The following is a 16,432-nucleotide window of genomic DNA, read 5'->3' on the forward strand; positions in this document are numbered from 1 at the left end:
GCGTAAACCTGCTAATACATGCCGAAGTACTTCGAGAAGCTGTTGATGACGCAGGCGCCGGGGTCGGCCGCGAGGATGGTGGGGGCGGTGTGGCCCGTGGCAGGGTCGGTGTCGCTGAGGTTGAGGTAGATCTCGTCGACGATGCGCCAGGCGCCGTGCTTGCGGGCCCAGTCGCAGATGGCGGCCAGCTCGGCTGGGGGCACCGAGGTGCCGGTGGGGTTCGACGGCGTGGCGATCATCAGGCCACGGGTGCGGGTGCTCCAGTGGCGTTGCACGGCGGCCAGGTCGAGCTGGAAGCGCGCGTGCGCATCGGTGGGCACCAGGCGCACGTCGGCGCCAAAGCCGCTGAGGAACTGGCGGTTGCAAGGGTAGGAGGGGTCGCCCACCAGCACCTCGTCACCCGGGTCCACCAGGGCGGCGGTGAGCAGCAGCAAAGCGGCAGACGCGCCAGCGGTGACCACCACGCGTTCGGGGTCCAGGCGCAAGCCATGCGCCTGTTGGTAGAAGCCGGAAATGGCCTCGCGCAAGGCGGGCAGGCCCAAGGCGCCGGTGTAGGGCATGGCGGTGTCAGGCGCGATGCGTTGCAGCTCGGCGCGCACGGCCGGTGGGGCGCCGAAGTCCGGCTCGCCCAGGTTGAGCCGGATCACGCGGTGCCCGGCGGCTTCGAGCTCGGCGGCGTGTTTGCCGAACTCCATGGCGAGGAAGGGGCGGATGGCCTGGGCGCGCTGGGAGATCTTCATGTCGAGGGTGACCCGGGTGTGCGCTCAGCGCCCACGCAGGCGTTCAATGTGTTCGTCGATGCAGGCCAGCAGCGCGCGGATGTCCAGCGGCTTGGTCAGGTAGCCGCTGAAGCCCTTGTCCCTGGCGCGGTGGATCTGGTCGGGCATGGCGTCGGCCGAGAAGGCCACGCGGGGCACTTCGGCCAGTTGCGGGTCTTGCGCCAATTGGTGGGCCAGCTCGAAGCCGGTCATGTCGCCCAGGTGCATGTCCAGCAGGAACAGGTCGGGCGCGTGGGCGTGGGCCATGCGCAGGGCTTCGGCGCCGTTGCCGGCCACCAGCAGCTGGCAGCCCGGGCGCAGCTTGAGCACCTCGCGCACCAGCTCGATGTTGATGTCGTTGTCTTCGGCGTACAGCACCACGAGTTCGGTATCGGCCGCGGGCCGTGCCTGCGGGCTGGCCGTCGGGGCGGGTGTGGCAGGCAAGGCCGCCGCATCGGCCAGGGGCACCCAGGCGATGAAGCTGGAGCCCTGCCCCAGCTGGCTGCGCACTTCCAGCCGCCCGTGCATGGCTTCCAGCAGCTTGCGCACGATCACCAGGCCGATGCCGGTGCCTTCCACATTGGTGCTTTCGGCACCCAGGCGGTTGAAGGGTTCGAACAGGTGAGCTTGCTGCTCGGCGCTCAGGCCCAGGCCGGTGTCGTCGATGGCGATGGCCACCTGCTCGCCTTCACGCCAGATGCGCGGGCTCACCTGGCCTTGCGGGCGGTTGTACTTGACGGCGTTGCTCAGCAGGTTGACCAGCACCTGCCGCAGGCGGATGGGGTCGACGCACACGACCGGGTCTTCGTTGACCTGCACCGGGCGGATGGCGATGTTGCGCTCGCTGGCCAGCGGGCCCACCAGGTGGCAGGCTTCGGACAGCAGCATGGAGGGCCGGCAAGGCTCGGCGGCCAGCGGCAGGTTGCCCGCTTCGATGCGCGACAGGTCCAGCACGTCGCTGATGATGCCCAGCAGGTGCGAGCCGGCGTTTTCGATGTGCGCGACCTGCTGGCGCTGGTCGGCATTGAGTTGCCCGGCCGAGCTCAGGCGCAGCAGCTGGGCAAAGCCGATCACGGCGTTCAGCGGGGTGCGCAGCTCGTGGCTCACACGCGAGAGGAACTCGTTCTTGGCGCGGTTGGCGTCCTGCGCCACCTGGGCGGCCACGCGGGCGTCCAGCAAGGCCTTCTTGTCGGTCAGGTCCGCCGTGTGGCCGTACCAGACGATGCGGCCGTCTTCTTCGGTCACAGGGATGGCGTGGCCACCGTACACACGCAGCCCCTTGCTGGGCAGGATCACGCGGTATTCGAAATCCACCGGCTTGAGCCGCGCGCCAGGCTTGGGCGCCATGGCCAGGCGCCGCACATAGGCCAGGTCATCGGGGTGCACGCGGATGTGGTGGGCGTAGTAGTCACGCTCCATCAGCTCGTGCGGCAGCTCGAACATCTCCATGGCCCGGTCGCTGATGTAGAGAAAGCACGCGCGGCCATTGGCATCAAACCCGATCTTGTGGATGAGGCCGGGCACGAACTTGCCCATGCTGCTGAGCAGCGCTTCACGTTCGCGCAGGGCCAGCTCGGAGGCCTTGCGCTCGGTGATGTCCTCGGTCACCGATACGAAGTACAGCGGCTGGCCCTGCTCGTCGCGCGCCAGCTGCGAAGTCACCTGGGCCCAGATCGTCTTGCCGTCAGGGCGCAGGTAGCGCTTCTCCTGGCGGAATTCATCCGATCGGCCGGCGATCAGGTCGGCCGCGGCCTGGGCATCACGGGCGACGTCATCGGGGTGGGTGACGTCCTGGAAGCGCCGCGCCAGCAGGGCCTGCGCCGGGTAGCCCAGGATGCGGCACAGGCTGTTGTTGACTTCGAGGAAGCGGCCATTGAGGGCCACGATGGCCTGCCCCGGCGTCGACAGCTCGAACGAGGCGCGGTAACGGGCCACCTGGGCGCGCAGTGCTGCCAACTCGGAGGATGTGGCCGAGGCCGAGGGCTGATCGGGAGACTGCGTGGGCTGCTGCATACAGGGCGAATCTTACGTGCAGGGCGCCCCGGCGTGCACCGTTCTGGTGGTGCGGTCAGGTCCTGATCGACATATTTCACGGCAGGTATAGACTGATCCGCTCCAGCAAAAAACACAGCGAATGAGGCGCATGAACAACCAGGATGCCGGCACTGACCTGAATCACCTTCATGTTGAGGAAAGGATGCGCCGCATCCAGATGATGATGGAGCGCACGGAGCGGATCGCGCAAACCGGCAGCTGGGAGTGGGATGCGGTCAACGACATCGTGACCTGGTCCAGGGAGACCTACCGCTTTTTCGGGCGGGACCCGGCGCTGGGCGTGCCCAACCTGGAGGGGCAAAAAGAGATCTACACGCCCGAAGACACCGCGCGCCTGCACGCCGCGGTGGCCAAGGCCATGGCCGACGGCCAGCCCTATGACATCGAGTTGTGCGGCGTGCGCCCGAATGGCGAAAAGCGCCATTGCCATATCCGGGGCTTTCCGGAGCGCGATGCCAGCGGCCGGATCGTGCGCCTGGCCGGTTCGCTGCAAGACATCACCGACCGCAAGAAGGCCGAGCAAGACCTGCGACGCAGCGAGGCGCGCTACCGCTTCCTGGTGGACAGCCTGCCCGGTGCGGCGGTGCTGCTGTTCGATCACGATTTGCGCTTCCAGGTCGCAGGCGGCGAGGAGCTGTTTCGAAGCGGGTTTGACAAGAGCCAGGTGGAGGGCCGTACCCTGGCCGAGGCCTTTCCGCCTGATGTGGTGGCCTTGTTTGCGCCGGCCTACGCCAAAGCCCTGCAGGGCGAAAAAACCGAATTCGAGCACCGCTACCACGACGCTTACTACCGGCAGCAGATTGTGCCGGTGCGGGATGACCAGGGGGCCATCGTGGCCGGCATGGTCATCACCAGCAACATCACCGAACGCCGGCGCGCCGAGGAGGCCTTGAGCGAGGCCAATGAGAGCCTGGAGCGGCGCGTGGCCGAGCGCACGCGCGAAGTGGAGGTGGCCCGCCAGCTGGCTGAAGCCGCCAATGTGGCCAAGAGCGCTTTTCTGGCCAATATGAGCCACGAGATCCGCACGCCACTCAACGCCATCAACGGGATGTGCTTCCTGGTGCGGCGCGGGGGCGTCACACCCGAGCAGGCGCAGTATCTGGACCACGTGGACGCGGCCAGTGCCCACCTGCTGGACATCCTCAACGACATCCTGGATCTGTCGCGGATCGAATCGGGCAAGTTCGGGTTTGATGAAGCCGAGGTGGACATGGGCAAGCTCGCCGGCGAGGTCGTGGCCATGGTCGCCGAGCGTGCGCAGGAAAAGGCGCTCCCGCTCCTCCAGGAGATCCAGGCCATGCCGCCGCGCCTGCTGGGCGACGTCACCCGGCTCAAGCAGGCCTTGCTGAACTACCTCACCAATGCCATCAAGTTCTCGGATCAGGGCAGCATTACGCTGCGTTGCCGCGTCGAACGGGACGAGCCCGACCATGTGCTGCTGCGCTTCGAGGTGCAGGACCACGGCATCGGCATCCCGGCCGAGACCGTTCCCAGGTTGTTCACGCCCTTCGAGCAGGCCGACAACTCCATGACCCGCCGCTACGGTGGCACCGGCCTGGGGCTGGCCATCACCCGGCGTCTGGCTGAACTCATGGGTGGCAGCGCGGGGGTGGAGAGCGTGCTGGGCCAGGGCAGCACCTTCTGGTTCACGGCGCGGCTCAAAAAGGGCGCGGCCCTGGCGCCGGCGCCGGCCTTGAAGCTGCCTGGCGTCCAGGCCGAGCAGGTGCTCAAAGCGGCGTTCCTGGGCCAGCGTGTGCTGGTGGTGGAAGACGACCGCTTGAACCAGGAAGTGCTGCGCCTGTCGCTGGATGGCGCCGGGCTGGCCTATGACCTGGCAGAAACCGGTGATGTGGCGGTGGAGATGGTGGCCCGCCAGGCCTACGCATTGATCCTGATGGACATGCAGATGCCCAGGATGGGGGGCATCGAGGCCACCCGTCGCATCCGCGCCTTGAGCACGGGTGCGCAGGTGCCCATCATCGCGATGACGGCGAACGCGTTTTCCGAAGACCGTGAACGCTGCCTGGCCGTGGGCATGAACGACTTCATCGCCAAGCCCTTCAAGCTGGACAAGCTGTTCGAGACGATCTTGAAATGGCTGTCGGGCGGCGGCGGGACCTTGGCCTGAGCCCGGTCTACAAAGACCCGGCCGCGTGGCATGTGCTGCCCTGGGCCCCACCCTGTGGCCACAGGCGCACCGCCAGGGCGCCCAGCGCCGTCAGGGCGGCCATCACCATGACACCCGGCCAGCCCCACTGCGCCAGCAACTGGCTGCCGATGGCGGCACCGGCGGCCATGCCGATGAACATGGTGACAAACAGCACGGCATTGAGGCGGCTGCGGGCCTGCGGCGCGATGCCGTAGACGATGGTCTGGTGGGCGATCAAGGTCGCCTGCACGCCCAGGTCAAAGACCACGGCCCCGAAGGCCAGGATGGCCAGTTGCACGGCGGGCGCGGCGGGCAGGGCCAGCGGGGCGAGGGCCATCACGCTGAAGGCGCTCAAGCTCAGGACCGCACCCAGGCGGGTCACCCGTTCCGGGCCACGGCGATCCGCCAGCCGACCAGCCAGAGGGGCCGCCAGGGCACCGGCCGCGCCAGCCAGACCGAAGGACCCTGCCACGGCACTGCCCAGGTGGAAGGGCGCGCCATGCAGCATCACGGCCAGGGTCGACCAGAAGGCGCTGAAGCCCATGGAGAGCAGACCTTGCGCCATCGCTGCGCGGCGCAAGGCCACATGTTGCGACCACAAGGTGGCCAGCGAGCGCAACAAGGCCGTGTACGACAGCGTGGTGGCCGGCTGGAACCGGGGCAGGCCGCGCCAGGAGGCCAGGCCGATCAGGGCCACGCTGCCGGCAGCCGCGAAGAACACCGCCCGCCAGCCCCATTGCGCGGCCACGAAGCCGCTGGCCACGCGTGACAAGAGGATGCCCAGCAGCAGCCCGGTCATCACCTTGCCGACGATCTTGCCGCGATGGGCTTCCGGGGCCAGCGTGGCGGCCGCGGGCACGATGTCCTGGGCCATGGTCGCGCTCAGGCCGATGGCGAGGCTGGCGACCATCAGCATGCCGATGCCGGGTGCCGTGGCCGCCAGCAGCAGCGCCACGACGAGCGCCATGGCCTTGCCCAGGATGATGCGGCGGCGGTCGTAACGGTCGCCCAGCGGTGCCAGCAGGAGGATGCCCAGCGCATAGCCGAGCTGGGTGAGCGTGGGCAGCCAGCCGACCTCGCGCTGCGTGGCGCCCATGTCCGTGCCCAGCACGCCCAGGATGGGCTGGCTGTAGTACAGCGAGGCCACCGCCAGGCCGGCACCGCTGGCCAGCAACACGACCAGGGCGCCGGATAGCGGGGTGTCATCCGTCTTTTGCATGTCGCTCATGGTCGATCACCGTGTTCAGAAGGGATGAAGCAAGTGTGCGTGAGGGCGATACCGGGTGGTAGTGGCCCGGCTCGTACATTTGATATACGCTGCACGTATGCAAGAGCAGCAGCATCCCGGTGCCCCAGGTGACCGGCTTCAGTTGATGGAGACCTTCGTGCGCATCGTCGAGGCGGGCAGCCTGTCTGCCGCGGCGGCGCAACTGCACACCACCCAGCCCACGGTCAGCCGCCGTTTGCTGGCGCTGGAGCGTTCACTGGGCGTGCGGCTCCTGCAGCGCTCGACCCACGTCATGCGGCTCACGGATGACGGGGCGCGCTGTTTCGAGCGGGCCAAGGAGCTGCTGGCCAGCTGGGCGGCCTTCGAGGCCGACGCGCGTGGCGCGCTGGAAGAGCCCGAGGGCATGCTGCGCGTGGTGGTGCCGCATGCCTTCGGGCAGGAAAAATTCGTGCTGCCGATGGCGGATTTCCTGCGCGCGCACCCGCGGGTGTCGATCGAATGGCGGCTGCAGGACGATGTGCGTGACCTCATCGCCGCCGGGGTGGACTGCGCCATCGTGGTGGGGGAGCCGGCCGACCCCGCGGTCGTGGCCATCAAGTTGTCCGAGGTGCCTCGCATCGTGGTGGCCGCGCCTTCCCTGCTGCGTGAGCACCCGGTATCCGATGATGGCGAGGACCAGCTGGCCTCGCTGCCCTGGCTGGCCCTGAAGACCTACTACCGCAATGAGGTGCTGCTCAAGCACATCGAGCGTGGCGAGCAGCGGCGCATCGCGATCCGCCCGCGTGTCAGCACGGACAGCCTGTATGCCTTGCGCAGTGCCGCCTTGCAGGGCCTGGGTGCCTGCGTGGGCTCCACCTGGTTGTTGGCCGATGACATCCAGCAAGGGCGCCTGGTGCGCCTGGCGCCCCAGTGGTGTGCCTCGCCGTTACCGGTCTACATCACCTACCCGTACGCCCGCTTTTATCCATCGCGCCTGCTGCGCTTCGTGGCCAAGATGCGTGAGGTGGTGCCCGGTGCCATCAGCGCGCCTTGAGTGGCGTCGAGCGGCATCGCATGGTGCTTCACAAGGCGTGCGTCACCAATCTGAAGTCCGGGTCATCCGGGTAGGCCTTGACGGTGAAGCCCAGGCTGCGCATCAGCCGCAGCATGCCGTCGTTGTTGGTCAGCACCAGGCCGACGATCTCGCTCAGGCCCCGTTCGCGGGCCACGTCCATGATGCTTTCCATCAGACGCGAACCCAGGCCCTTGCCGCTGAAATCGTCGGCCACCACCAGCGAGAACTCGCAGCTGCTCTGGTCCGGGTTGGTGATGTAGCGAGAGACACCGATGATGCGTTCGCGCTCGACGATCTCGCCATTTTCCTGGGCCTGGCGTTCCTTGTAGACGGCCACCAGCGCCATCTCGCGGTCGTAGTCGATCAGGGTCAGCTTGGCCAGCATGGTGGGCGGCAGCGCCGTCATGCTGGACACAAAGCGGAAGTAGCGGCTTTCGGGCGACAGGCTTTGCACCAGTTCCTGCAGCATCTGCGCATCGTCGGTGTGGATGGGGCGCACGGTGTACTCGCCGCCACCGCGCAGGGGCCAGACCAGCTCGAAGCGCGCCGGGTAAGGCAGGATGGGCAGGTGGCTGTAGGCACCGGCACGCCCGCCAATCACATGCGGGCCGCTGTCGATGACGATGCGCGCGTCCACCGACACGGCGCCGTCTTCGTCGATGATGATGGGGTTGATGTCCATCTCGCGCAGCTGGGGCAGCTCGCACACCATCTCGGAGACACGCAACAGCACCCGCTCCAGCGCGTCCATGTCGACCGCGTTGAGGCCGCGCCAGTCGCCCAGCGTATCGGCCACGCGCGAGCGCTCGATCAGTCGGTGCGCCAGGTACTGGTTGAGCGGCGGCAGCTCCATGGCCCGGTCGTTGATGAGCTCGATCATGGTGCCGCCCGCACCAAAGGCGATCACCGGGCCGAAGGCATCGTCGGTGACCACGCCGATGCAGATCTCGCGGCCCGAGCGGGTGCGCGCCATCTGCTGCACGGTCACGCCATTGATGCGCGCCTCCGGGCGCAGGCGCTTGATGCGCTCCATCATGTCGTTGAAGGTGTCGCGCACGCCGGTGCCGTTCATGATGTTGAGCGCCACGCCCTGCACATCGGACTTGTGCGAGATGTCGGGCGAGTCGATCTTGAGCGCCACGGGGAAGCCCAGCTGCGTGGCGATCATCATGGCCTCGTGCGCACTGCGCGCCAGGATGGTCTCGGTGACGGGGATGTGGAAGGCCGACAGCAGGCTCTTGGATTCCATCTCCGTGAGCACCTTGCGGCGCTCGGCCAGCACGCTTTCGATCACCAGGCGCGCGCCCTCGATGTCGGGCTTGGCCAGGGCCGACAGCGGCGGTGGCGTCTGCTGCAGCAACTGCTGGTTCTGGTAGAACGAGCTGAGGTAGCCAAAGGCCCCGACGGCGGACTCGGGCGTGCGGTAGGTGGGGATGTTGGCGTCGTTGAGCAGCACGCGTGCCTCCACCACGGTGGAGTCACCCATCCAGCAGGTCAGCAAGGGCTTGGACATGCCGGGCTTGCAGGCCACCACGGTTTGCGCAAAGGCATCCGGGTCGGCGCCGGGCTTGGGCGAGTAGATCACCAGCAGACCGTCGATGTGGTGGTCGCGGTTGGCGGCCTCCAGCGCGGCCTTGAAGTGCTCGGGCGTCGCGTCTTCGGACAGGTCGATCAGGTCGATCAAGGAGGCGGTGGTTGGCAGCACCGCCTTGAGCGCCCTGGCCGTGTCAGCGGACAACTGCCCCAGGGCCAGGTCGATGTCGTTGACCCGGTCGGCGGCGAGCACACCTGGGCCGCCCCCGTTGGTGACGATGGCCAGGCGCTTGCCCGAGGGCCGGAAACGCGAAGCCAGGCACTTGGCGGCCGAAAACATCTCGTCGAAGGATTTCACGCGCACGGCACCGGCACGGCGCAAGGCGGCATCGAACACCTCGTCATTGCCCACCATGGCGGAGCTGTGCGTGCGCGCAGCGGCCTGCCCGGCCGAATGGCGACCGGCCTTGAGCACGATCACCGGCTTGGCATTGGCGGCCGAGCGCAGCGTGCTCATGAAGCGGCGCGCATCCCAGATGCCTTCCATGTAGACCAGGATGCTTTGCGTCTGCGGGTCATTGGCCAGGAAGTCCAGCGCCTCGGCCATGCTGACATTGCCATGCGGGCCCAGCGTCACCACGGACGAAAACGACACGCCGTTGCGGGTGGCCCAGTCCAGCATGGAGGCGGTCAGGGAGCCCGACTGCGAGATCAGCGCCAGGGGGCCGGCTTCGGCCAACTGCCCCAAGGTGCTGGCGTTCAACCCCAGGGCGGGCCGCTGGAAACCCAGACAGTTGGGGCCCAGCAGGTACAGGCCTTCGCGGCGGGCCTGCTTGTGCCAGGCGGCGGCCTGGTCGCTGTCCACCCCGCTGGAGAGCACCATCACGGCCTGGCAGGCCATGCGGGCGGCCAGCTCGATGGCGGCGGGTACCTCCTTGGGTGGCAAGGCGATGAGGGCCAGATCGGCCTTGATCTCCATGAGGTCAGCCAGGGTGCCGCTGGTCTGGGTGCTGACGAACTGCAGGCTGCCGCTGAAGCGCTGGGCCTTGAGCGCCTGCAGCAAGGTGGCGGCGTGGGGGCTGGCAGCCTCCTCGGGGTTCGAGGAGCCCGCAAAGACCACGATGGCCCTCGGTGCGAACAGGGGGGCCAGGTAGTGGGCGTCCATGGGAGGGCTTTCTCGGGCTCGGCTAAATCGGCAATGGCAGGTCGCCGGCCAGTGTAGGAAGCCGGCCGGCGAAATGCAATGCGCGCCCCGCCCTCAGACGCACGCGCTTGATGCGAATCAGTTGACCAGCATGCGGCTGCTCTTGCGTGGGGCCTTGCCCTGCTGAGGCTGGCGCACGGCGCGGTAGATGTCCAGGTCGGTCAGGCCGATGCTTTTGAGGAATTCGTCACGCAATTTCAGCACCGAATCGAAGGTGTCTTCGGAAGCCTCGATCAGGTAACCCTCGATGCGCTCCAGTTCTTCGATCTGGCGTTCGCTGAAGGTGGGGCGTGCCCAGTTGGGCAGCATGGTGCATTCGGTGAAGCCCCAGGCCGAGGGGTGGTGGTGCACTTCCTGGTCCAGCAGGGTCTGGGTCAGCTCTTCGAGGACGCTGGCCCCCAGATCCCGGGCGATACCGTTTTCGATCACCTGGGCGGCGACCACACGCGGCTCGGCCACATCGACCACCACGCGGCACAGCGCCGGTTCGGCGTAGGCATGCAGCCTGTGTCGCCAGTGGCCCTGCATCAGGCGGGCCGGGGCGATCGGCTGATCGCAGTCCGAAGAAACGTTGTCGAACCAATTCATCGCCATCCTCCGGTGAAGCACTTGCCGTTTCAGAGAAGGTGACCTGCAGCGGTACTGCCAGGGCCACTGTGTGACCATCATGCAGAAACCGTGCGCGTTTGGTGGGCCAAATTGATACCGAATTACCGGTTCGGCGCATTCATGCAACGGTGCCCTGAAAGAGCCTATATCGCCTGTATTCTGGAGGGCTGGGCTTACCCCCCTGGGGCCATTCGCCATGCCGCTCGCGACCCTCAACCCTTACGATCACTACGGCTACGCCCTGGTGGCGGTGGTGGGCACCTTTCTGGCGGTGCTGGCCATCGCGTGGCTGATCGGGGCCTCGCCCTGGCAGGACCGGATTCGCGCCTGGCGCGGGGTGGCGCCGCCCTTCATCAACATCCTGGGTGTGTTGTTCGGCCTGACGCTGGCTTTCATCGCCAACGACACCTGGAGCGCGCACGACAAGGCCACCGCGGCGGTCTACCACGAGGCGGACGCCTTGCGCAGCCTCATGGTGCTGGGTGGGCAGCTCCAGGAGCCCCTGCGTTCGCCGTTTCTGCAGGCCGTCAAGCGCTACGCCCAGACCAGTGCCGGTGAGTGGGATAGCCTGGCGCTGCGCCGTGCCAGCCCCGATGCCGACCAGCAAGCCAGCGCCCTGCTGCGGGCCAGTCTGGACCCGAAGGTGGAAGCGGCACTGGGGCACAACGCCCACGCCCTGCTGCTGGCCAAGGTGTCGGACATCCGGCACGACCGTGATCAGCGCATCAGCCTGAGCCAGATGCACATCAATCCGCTCAAGTGGGTGGGCATGGCGTTTCTGGGGCTCCTGACCCTGCTCTCGATCGCGGTGGTGCACGTCGAGAACCCGAAGGCCGTGTATGTGTCGATCACCTTGTTCGCCCTGGCCGCAGCGCCTACTGCCGCCATCGTGCTGGTGCAGGGCAACCCCTTTCAGCAGCCCACCTTCGTGTCGCCGGCGCCCATCCTGGCCTCGGTGGCCACATGAGGGTTGGCCGGGGCCGCATCAAGGCCTCTTGAAGCGCTGGCGGGCCTGCTCGGCCTTGGCGCGCATGGCACACCCCTCGGCGTGGTCATTGATCAGCCCCATGGCCTGCATGAAGGCGTACACCGTGGTGGGCCCGACAAACTTCCAGCCGCGCTTTTTCAGCTCTTTGGACAAGGCCACGGATGCCGCCGAGGTGGACGCGGTTTGAGGTGTGGCCAGATCCGCCGCATCGGGCTCGTATCGCCAGATGAAAGCGGCCAGCGAGCCTTCCTGTTTCACCAGTTCCTGGGCACGCTGCGCGTTGTTGATGGTGGCTTCGATCTTGCCGCGGTGGCGCACGATGCCTTCGTTTTGCAGCAGCTTGTCCACATCGGCGGGCTTGAAGCGCGCAACGCGGTCGAAATCGAAACCGTGAAAGGCCGCGCGGAAGTGCTCACGCTTGGCCAGGATGGTGCGCCAGCTCAAGCCTGACTGGAAGCCCTCCAGGCAGAGCTTTTCGAACAGGCGGTGTTCGTCGCTGACGGGGAAGCCCCATTCCTTGTCGTGGTAGGCCAGGAACTCGGGCGCACTGCCACACCAGCGGCAGCGTGATTGCCCATCCGGGCCCACAAACAGATCGTTCATCGTTATCCTCCTGAAAAGCCTTCGTTTGAATGGACAACCAAGCCTCATGCCCAGCGCCCTGCCCGTCATCGACCCCGATCGTTGTACCGGGTGTGGCCGTTGTGTCAGCGCCTGTGGCCCGCACGTGCTGTGGCTGCAAGCCGATGGCCCGAATGGCTGGGGGCCCAAGCGCTCGGTCTTGCACGATGAGGCCGGCTGCACGGGTTGCGCACGCTGCGCCGTGGTCTGCCCCTTCGATGCCATTGAGATGGTAAAGGTAAGCAAGGCACGCTGCCCGACCGCGTGAGGCGGCACAGAGCGTGCGCTTTTGAAAGAGAATCGGGCACATCGCACCTTGAGGTGCTCCCCGTCAGGATCTGAAACCATGCGCCCTGTTCAACACACTTTGCTGGCCGCTGCCCTGTTGTGCGGCGTGCTCAGCCAGCCGGCCCTGGCCGACACCACTTTGTCGGGCTCGGTGTCCGACAGCATCAGCACGGCGGTGGGCAGCGTGTCCACCTCGCTGAAGAAATCCAGCCAGAGCTCCACCAAGGATGACAAGGTGGCCGAGGGCGACTACAAGGTCGTCGCCTTGACCGCCGAGGCCGACCAGCCCGGCATGGTGCGTTTGAAGCTGCAGCCCCTGGCCCCAGCCGGCCGCGAACCGGGTGCCGAGATGGGCACCGAGACGGCCGCGGATGACAGCTTCGAGTTGATCCTGCCGCAAAAGACGGTGGCCTTGAACCAGGTGGCCACCGGCACCGTCGTCACGGCGCGCAACCGGCCTTACGGCCTGGCCTTTGCCACGGGTGAAGCCCACCAGGACTTCTTCCTGGTGCTGCAAGACGAATGGTTCCGCGAGCTGGCGACCAGGCCCGTGGTGCTTTGAGCGCGCGGCACAGGGTGGCCCCCCGGGCCATCCTGAAGAGGCTGGCCACCTGGGTGGGCCTCGCCGGGCTGACCCTGGCCGGCAGCGGCACAGCCCACGCCGAATGGCTCAACCTGTGCGACCGGCAGGCCAAGGTCAGCGCCAGCCAGCAAGACAAGCTGTTTCGCTTTGGCGCCATCATCAAGGCCGAGCTGGCGCAGTCCGGCCACAAGGCGGCCCTGATGGCCCGCTCGGGCCTGGACCTGCAGCGCTTTGGCATCCGCTACTCGCACGCGGGCGTCAGCCTGCAGGCCAGCGACAACACGCCCTGGTCGGTGCGCCAGCTGTACTACGCTTGCGACGAGCGCCAACCCCGGGTGTACGACCAGGGCATATCGGGTTTCCTGCTGGGCACGGACAACCCCAATGTGGGCTACATCTCGGTGGTGTTCCTGCCGGAGGACAAGGCCGATGAACTGGCCCGCGCCGCGCTGGACAAACGCCAGGCCCTGAGCGTGCTGGGTGCCACCTACAGTGCCAATGCCTACCCCTTCAGCACGCGCTACCAGAACTGCAACCAGTGGCTGATCGAGCTGCTGGCCATGGCCTGGGGGCCAGCGCAGACGCGGTCTGACGCCGGTGAGCCCGATGCGCCCCTCGCCACCTTGGGCGCGCCTGTCGATGTGCGCAGCCAGGCCCAGTCATGGCTGAAGGCCCAGGCTTACGAGCCCACCGACATCGACGTGGGCCACCGCTGGCTGATGTGGGCGGGCGCCTTCATTCCCTTTGTGCACACCGACGACCACCCGCAGGCGGATGTGGACGCGCTGCACTTGCGCGTCAGCATGCCAGCGGCCATCGAAGCCTTCGTGCACCAGAGGGTGCCGCAGGCCACCCGCGTGGAGTTCTGCCACACCGAAGATCATGTGGTGATCCACCGCGGCTGGAGCGATCTGAGCGATGGCTGTGTGCCGTCTGGCGAGGATGAGGTGATCCGTCTGGACTAGGGTGGTGTTGACCTGGTCGTCATATTTGGTATAAATCGTTTATACGATTTACCAGGTCCAACCATGAACGCCACTGCCGTGAAAAAAGCCGCCGTCAAAAAAGTTGCCGCCAAGAAGGTGGTTGCCAAGAAGCCTGCGGTCAAGCGGGCCCCTGCCGCCAAGCCGGCCAAAGCGCCCGCCCCCGCCCCTGTGAAAGCCCCAGTGAAAGCGCCCGTGCCAGCACCCGTGAAAGTGCAAGCCCAAGCCCCCAAGGTCGAGAAGATCAAGATCAAGCTGGTGCGCGACAGCTTCACCATGCCCGCCGACGACTGGGCCCTGATCGCGCAACTCAAGGAGCGCGCCGTGGCCTTCAAGCGGCCCGCCAAGAAGAGCGAGTTGCTGCGTGCAGGCCTGCAGGCCCTGGCGGCCTTGCCTGACGCCAAGCTCAAGGCAGCGCTCGACAGCCTGCTGCCACTCAAGCCCGGTCGCCCCAAGGGTGAGAAAGGCAGCGACAAGGCCGACAAGAAATAAGCCTGGCCGCTGGCTTTACCAGCGGCACATCACCAGGCCACATCGGCCATGTCGTCTTTCCAGGCCATGCTGCTCTGGAGCCTGATGAGCAGGCCGATGAGGATCAGGTCATAGTCCGCGTAAGCCAGAAAGTGCGCGGGCTGGCGGCCATTGAGGTCATCAAAGGGCGTGGACAACCACTGGGCCAGCCAGGCCCCGGGGCTTTGCCCTGGCCCGTGCCCTTGCACGTGAAGCTGCCGTGCTTCGACCTGTTCCAGCAGCCGGTGCAGCTTGGGGTAGGTGTCCAGATAGTCGGCGGGCAGCCCCATCGTTGTCTCCATCATGTGTGCCCCACAGACTAGGCGCCTTGCTTGACAGGTGCGTGACCAAGGGCTGGCTTGTTGCGTCAGGCGTGCGCCAAAGCATGAACCGAACGCCTCATGCCGATCGGCGTGGCCCGTCTGCCATGCGTCACAGACCCGGCTTACGCTGTCCGGGCCCGCAGTGACCGAGACGCCCACCATGCCGTACCCCCAGGACGAGACCATTTTCAAGCGCACCCACAAGGGCCAGGTGGTGGCCACGGCACGCAGGGGCTTGATGGACGAGCCCCAGCTCGCCCTGTTGCGCATGGTCAATGGCTACACGGCGGCGTGGGTGCTGGCGGGGTTGTCAGGCCTGGCCCTGGGTGCCGTGCTGGAGACGCTGCACGTGCTGGAAGGCAAGGGCCTGATCGAGCGCGTGCCCGGCGTCAGCGGCCCTCGTCCTGCTGCTCCAGCTGGCTGAGCGTTTGCTCCAGCGGGCGCAACTGGTCGAGCGCGGCCGCCACATTGAGCGCGGTGAACATGGCCTTGGCCTGGTCCACATGCTGGCGGGCGCACTTGGGGTTGCCGCCAAACAGGCAGGCAAAGGCGATGAACAGGTGCCCGTCGGCCACGTACTCGGGCACCTGGGCTTCGGCCACCAGCGCTTCACCGGCCATCTTCAGCGCCGCCATGTCATGCGTGCGCAAGGCGATCAGCGCCTTGATGCGCGAGGCAATCGTGCGGTTGAAGGGGCGGCCTTCGCTGCTGGCCAGCAACTCGCAACGCAGGGCGATGCTGGCGGCCGCGCCCATGTCGTCCTGCTCGTAGATCAGGGACACGGCTTCCTTGACGCGGTCACTGTCGCATGTGCCCTCGCCCGCGGCAAAGGCCTGTACATGGCGCGACGCGGTGGGGACGGGGTCAGGCTCCTTGACGGGCGCCGCCAGGCTGGGGCCCACACAAGCGACAGCCAGCAGCACAGCCAGCGTGCCTTTGAGGATGGGAGACGAAGCTTGCAACATGGTGCCTCCTGCGAGTGCTTGCACGTTGAGCGGGATATCGGCCGATATGGCCCATTCTTGAACGGGGGGCATGCAAGGTCAATGCCACCAGCGCGTTTTGCCTTCTAATCGAGGCTGAACAACCAGGGTGCCCACCGTGCCGCCAGACGATTCCATCCAGCAGCTTGCCCTGCGCCTGCAACAGTTCGCCGACGCGCGCGACTGGGGCCCCTTCCACTCGCCCAAGAACCTGGCCTCGGCCCTGATCGTCGAGGCCGGTGAACTGCTGGAGCACTTCCAGTGGATGACGGAAGCCCAGAGCCGCGAGCTGGACGCCGACAAGAAGCAACTGGTGGCCCACGAAATGGCCGACGTGTTGCTCTACCTGGTGCAGCTGTCGTCTGCGCTGGGGGTGGACCTGATGGCGGCCGCCCGCGAGAAGATGGCGATCAACGAAAGCCGCTACCCGGTTGACCGCGCAAAGGGCAGCAGCCGCAAACACGATGAGCTGTAGCTTGCACAATAAGCAAGCATGTTGAATTTTGGGAGCGCTCTCCAAGTGGCATTGATCAAAGAACGAGCCTGTCTGCTGATGTTGAATG

General features: G+C 66.7%; 17 protein-coding genes. 9 read left to right on the forward strand and 8 right to left on the reverse strand.

All coding sequences use genetic code 11. The annotated features are described in order from the left end of the window. Positions 1 to 11 precede the first annotated feature (11 nt). Complete coding sequence (locus JY96_RS11390; RefSeq protein WP_081961201.1) at positions 12 to 740, reverse strand: aminotransferase class I/II-fold pyridoxal phosphate-dependent enzyme; 729 nt, start codon at positions 738 to 740, stop codon at positions 12 to 14. A gap of 24 nt (positions 741 to 764) precedes the next feature. Continuing rightward, entirely contained in the window at positions 765 to 2,771 is a 2,007-nt protein-coding gene (locus JY96_RS22250) for an ATP-binding protein (RefSeq protein WP_052162421.1), read from the reverse strand. Positions 2,772 to 2,955: 184 nt separating this feature from the next. Here JY96_RS22250 and JY96_RS11400 point away from each other — a divergent pair, with 184 nt between their 5' ends. Then, entirely contained in the window at positions 2,956 to 4,941 is a 1,986-nt protein-coding gene (locus JY96_RS11400) for an ATP-binding protein (RefSeq protein ID WP_161784310.1), read from the forward strand. A gap of 7 nt (positions 4,942 to 4,948) precedes the next feature. On the opposite strand, the gene JY96_RS11405 is transcribed toward JY96_RS11400, so the two are convergent. Beyond that, a complete protein-coding gene (locus JY96_RS11405; protein WP_035037517.1) occupies positions 4,949 to 6,190 on the reverse strand; it encodes an MFS transporter in 1,242 nt (413 codons plus the stop codon). A gap of 97 nt (positions 6,191 to 6,287) precedes the next feature. Between JY96_RS11405 and JY96_RS11410 the strand changes: the two genes are divergently transcribed. Beyond that, complete coding sequence (locus tag JY96_RS11410; protein ID WP_052162423.1) at positions 6,288 to 7,223, forward strand: LysR family transcriptional regulator; 936 nt, start codon at positions 6,288 to 6,290, stop codon at positions 7,221 to 7,223. Between the two features lie 28 nt (positions 7,224 to 7,251). On the opposite strand, the gene JY96_RS11415 is transcribed toward JY96_RS11410, so the two are convergent. Together JY96_RS11415 and JY96_RS11420 are read right to left on the reverse strand one after the other, a co-directional pair. Further along, positions 7,252 to 9,942 (reverse strand): bifunctional acetate--CoA ligase family protein/GNAT family N-acetyltransferase, encoded by a 2,691-nt coding sequence (locus tag JY96_RS11415; protein WP_035037520.1) that lies wholly within the window; start codon positions 9,940 to 9,942, stop codon positions 7,252 to 7,254. A gap of 117 nt (positions 9,943 to 10,059) precedes the next feature. Further along, complete coding sequence (locus JY96_RS11420) at positions 10,060 to 10,569, reverse strand: hypothetical protein (protein WP_035037522.1); 510 nt, start codon at positions 10,567 to 10,569, stop codon at positions 10,060 to 10,062. Between the two features lie 217 nt (positions 10,570 to 10,786). Here JY96_RS11420 and JY96_RS11425 point away from each other — a divergent pair, with 217 nt between their 5' ends. Beyond that, the gene (locus JY96_RS11425) at positions 10,787 to 11,557 is read left to right on the forward strand and encodes a DUF4239 domain-containing protein (protein ID WP_035037524.1); all 771 of its coding nucleotides are present in this window, start codon (positions 10,787 to 10,789) and stop codon (positions 11,555 to 11,557) included. An 18-nt stretch (positions 11,558 to 11,575) separates the two neighbouring features. Here the strand turns inward: JY96_RS11425 and JY96_RS11430 are convergent, their stop codons facing one another. Continuing rightward, positions 11,576 to 12,181: a DNA-3-methyladenine glycosylase I gene (locus tag JY96_RS11430; protein WP_035037526.1), complete on the reverse strand. Its 606-nt coding sequence runs from the start codon at positions 12,179 to 12,181 to the stop codon at positions 11,576 to 11,578. Positions 12,182 to 12,227: 46 nt separating this feature from the next. Here JY96_RS11430 and JY96_RS11435 point away from each other — a divergent pair, with 46 nt between their 5' ends. The 4 genes from JY96_RS11435 (at position 12,228) to JY96_RS11450 (ending at position 14,545) form a co-directional block, all read left to right on the forward strand. Then, positions 12,228 to 12,467 (forward strand): ATP-binding protein, encoded by a 240-nt coding sequence (locus tag JY96_RS11435; protein WP_035037529.1) that lies wholly within the window; start codon positions 12,228 to 12,230, stop codon positions 12,465 to 12,467. A 78-nt stretch (positions 12,468 to 12,545) separates the two neighbouring features. Then, entirely contained in the window at positions 12,546 to 13,049 is a 504-nt protein-coding gene (locus JY96_RS11440) for a hypothetical protein (RefSeq protein ID WP_035037531.1), read from the forward strand. Further along, a complete protein-coding gene (locus tag JY96_RS11445) occupies positions 13,010 to 14,035 on the forward strand; it encodes a DUF2145 domain-containing protein (protein WP_152606465.1) in 1,026 nt (341 codons plus the stop codon). Before JY96_RS11440 ends, JY96_RS11445 begins: the two co-directional genes overlap by 40 nt. A 63-nt stretch (positions 14,036 to 14,098) precedes the next feature. Then, a complete protein-coding gene (locus tag JY96_RS11450) occupies positions 14,099 to 14,545 on the forward strand; it encodes a hypothetical protein (RefSeq protein ID WP_052162425.1) in 447 nt (148 codons plus the stop codon). 29 nt (positions 14,546 to 14,574) lie between these two features. On the opposite strand, the gene JY96_RS11455 is transcribed toward JY96_RS11450, so the two are convergent. After that, the gene (locus JY96_RS11455; protein WP_035037537.1) at positions 14,575 to 14,853 is read right to left on the reverse strand and encodes a hypothetical protein; all 279 of its coding nucleotides are present in this window, start codon (positions 14,851 to 14,853) and stop codon (positions 14,575 to 14,577) included. A 193-nt stretch (positions 14,854 to 15,046) separates the two neighbouring features. Here JY96_RS11455 and JY96_RS11460 point away from each other — a divergent pair, with 193 nt between their 5' ends. Next, a complete protein-coding gene (locus JY96_RS11460; RefSeq protein WP_152606466.1) occupies positions 15,047 to 15,310 on the forward strand; it encodes a hypothetical protein in 264 nt (87 codons plus the stop codon). Here the strand turns inward: JY96_RS11460 and JY96_RS11465 are convergent. Beyond that, complete coding sequence (locus tag JY96_RS11465) at positions 15,276 to 15,923, reverse strand: hypothetical protein (protein ID WP_035037541.1); 648 nt, start codon at positions 15,921 to 15,923, stop codon at positions 15,276 to 15,278. The genes JY96_RS11460 and JY96_RS11465 overlap by 35 nt on opposite strands. A 64-nt stretch (positions 15,924 to 15,987) precedes the next feature. On the opposite strand from JY96_RS11465, the gene JY96_RS11470 reads away from it, so the two are divergent. Next, positions 15,988 to 16,344, forward strand: a complete 357-nt coding sequence (locus JY96_RS11470) for a nucleotide pyrophosphohydrolase (protein ID WP_035042381.1) — start codon at positions 15,988 to 15,990, stop codon at positions 16,342 to 16,344. Positions 16,345 to 16,432: the final 88 nt, after the last annotated feature.

Source organism: Aquabacterium sp. NJ1 (assembly GCF_000768065.1).
Lineage (GTDB): Bacteria > Pseudomonadota > Gammaproteobacteria > Burkholderiales > Burkholderiaceae_C > Aquabacterium.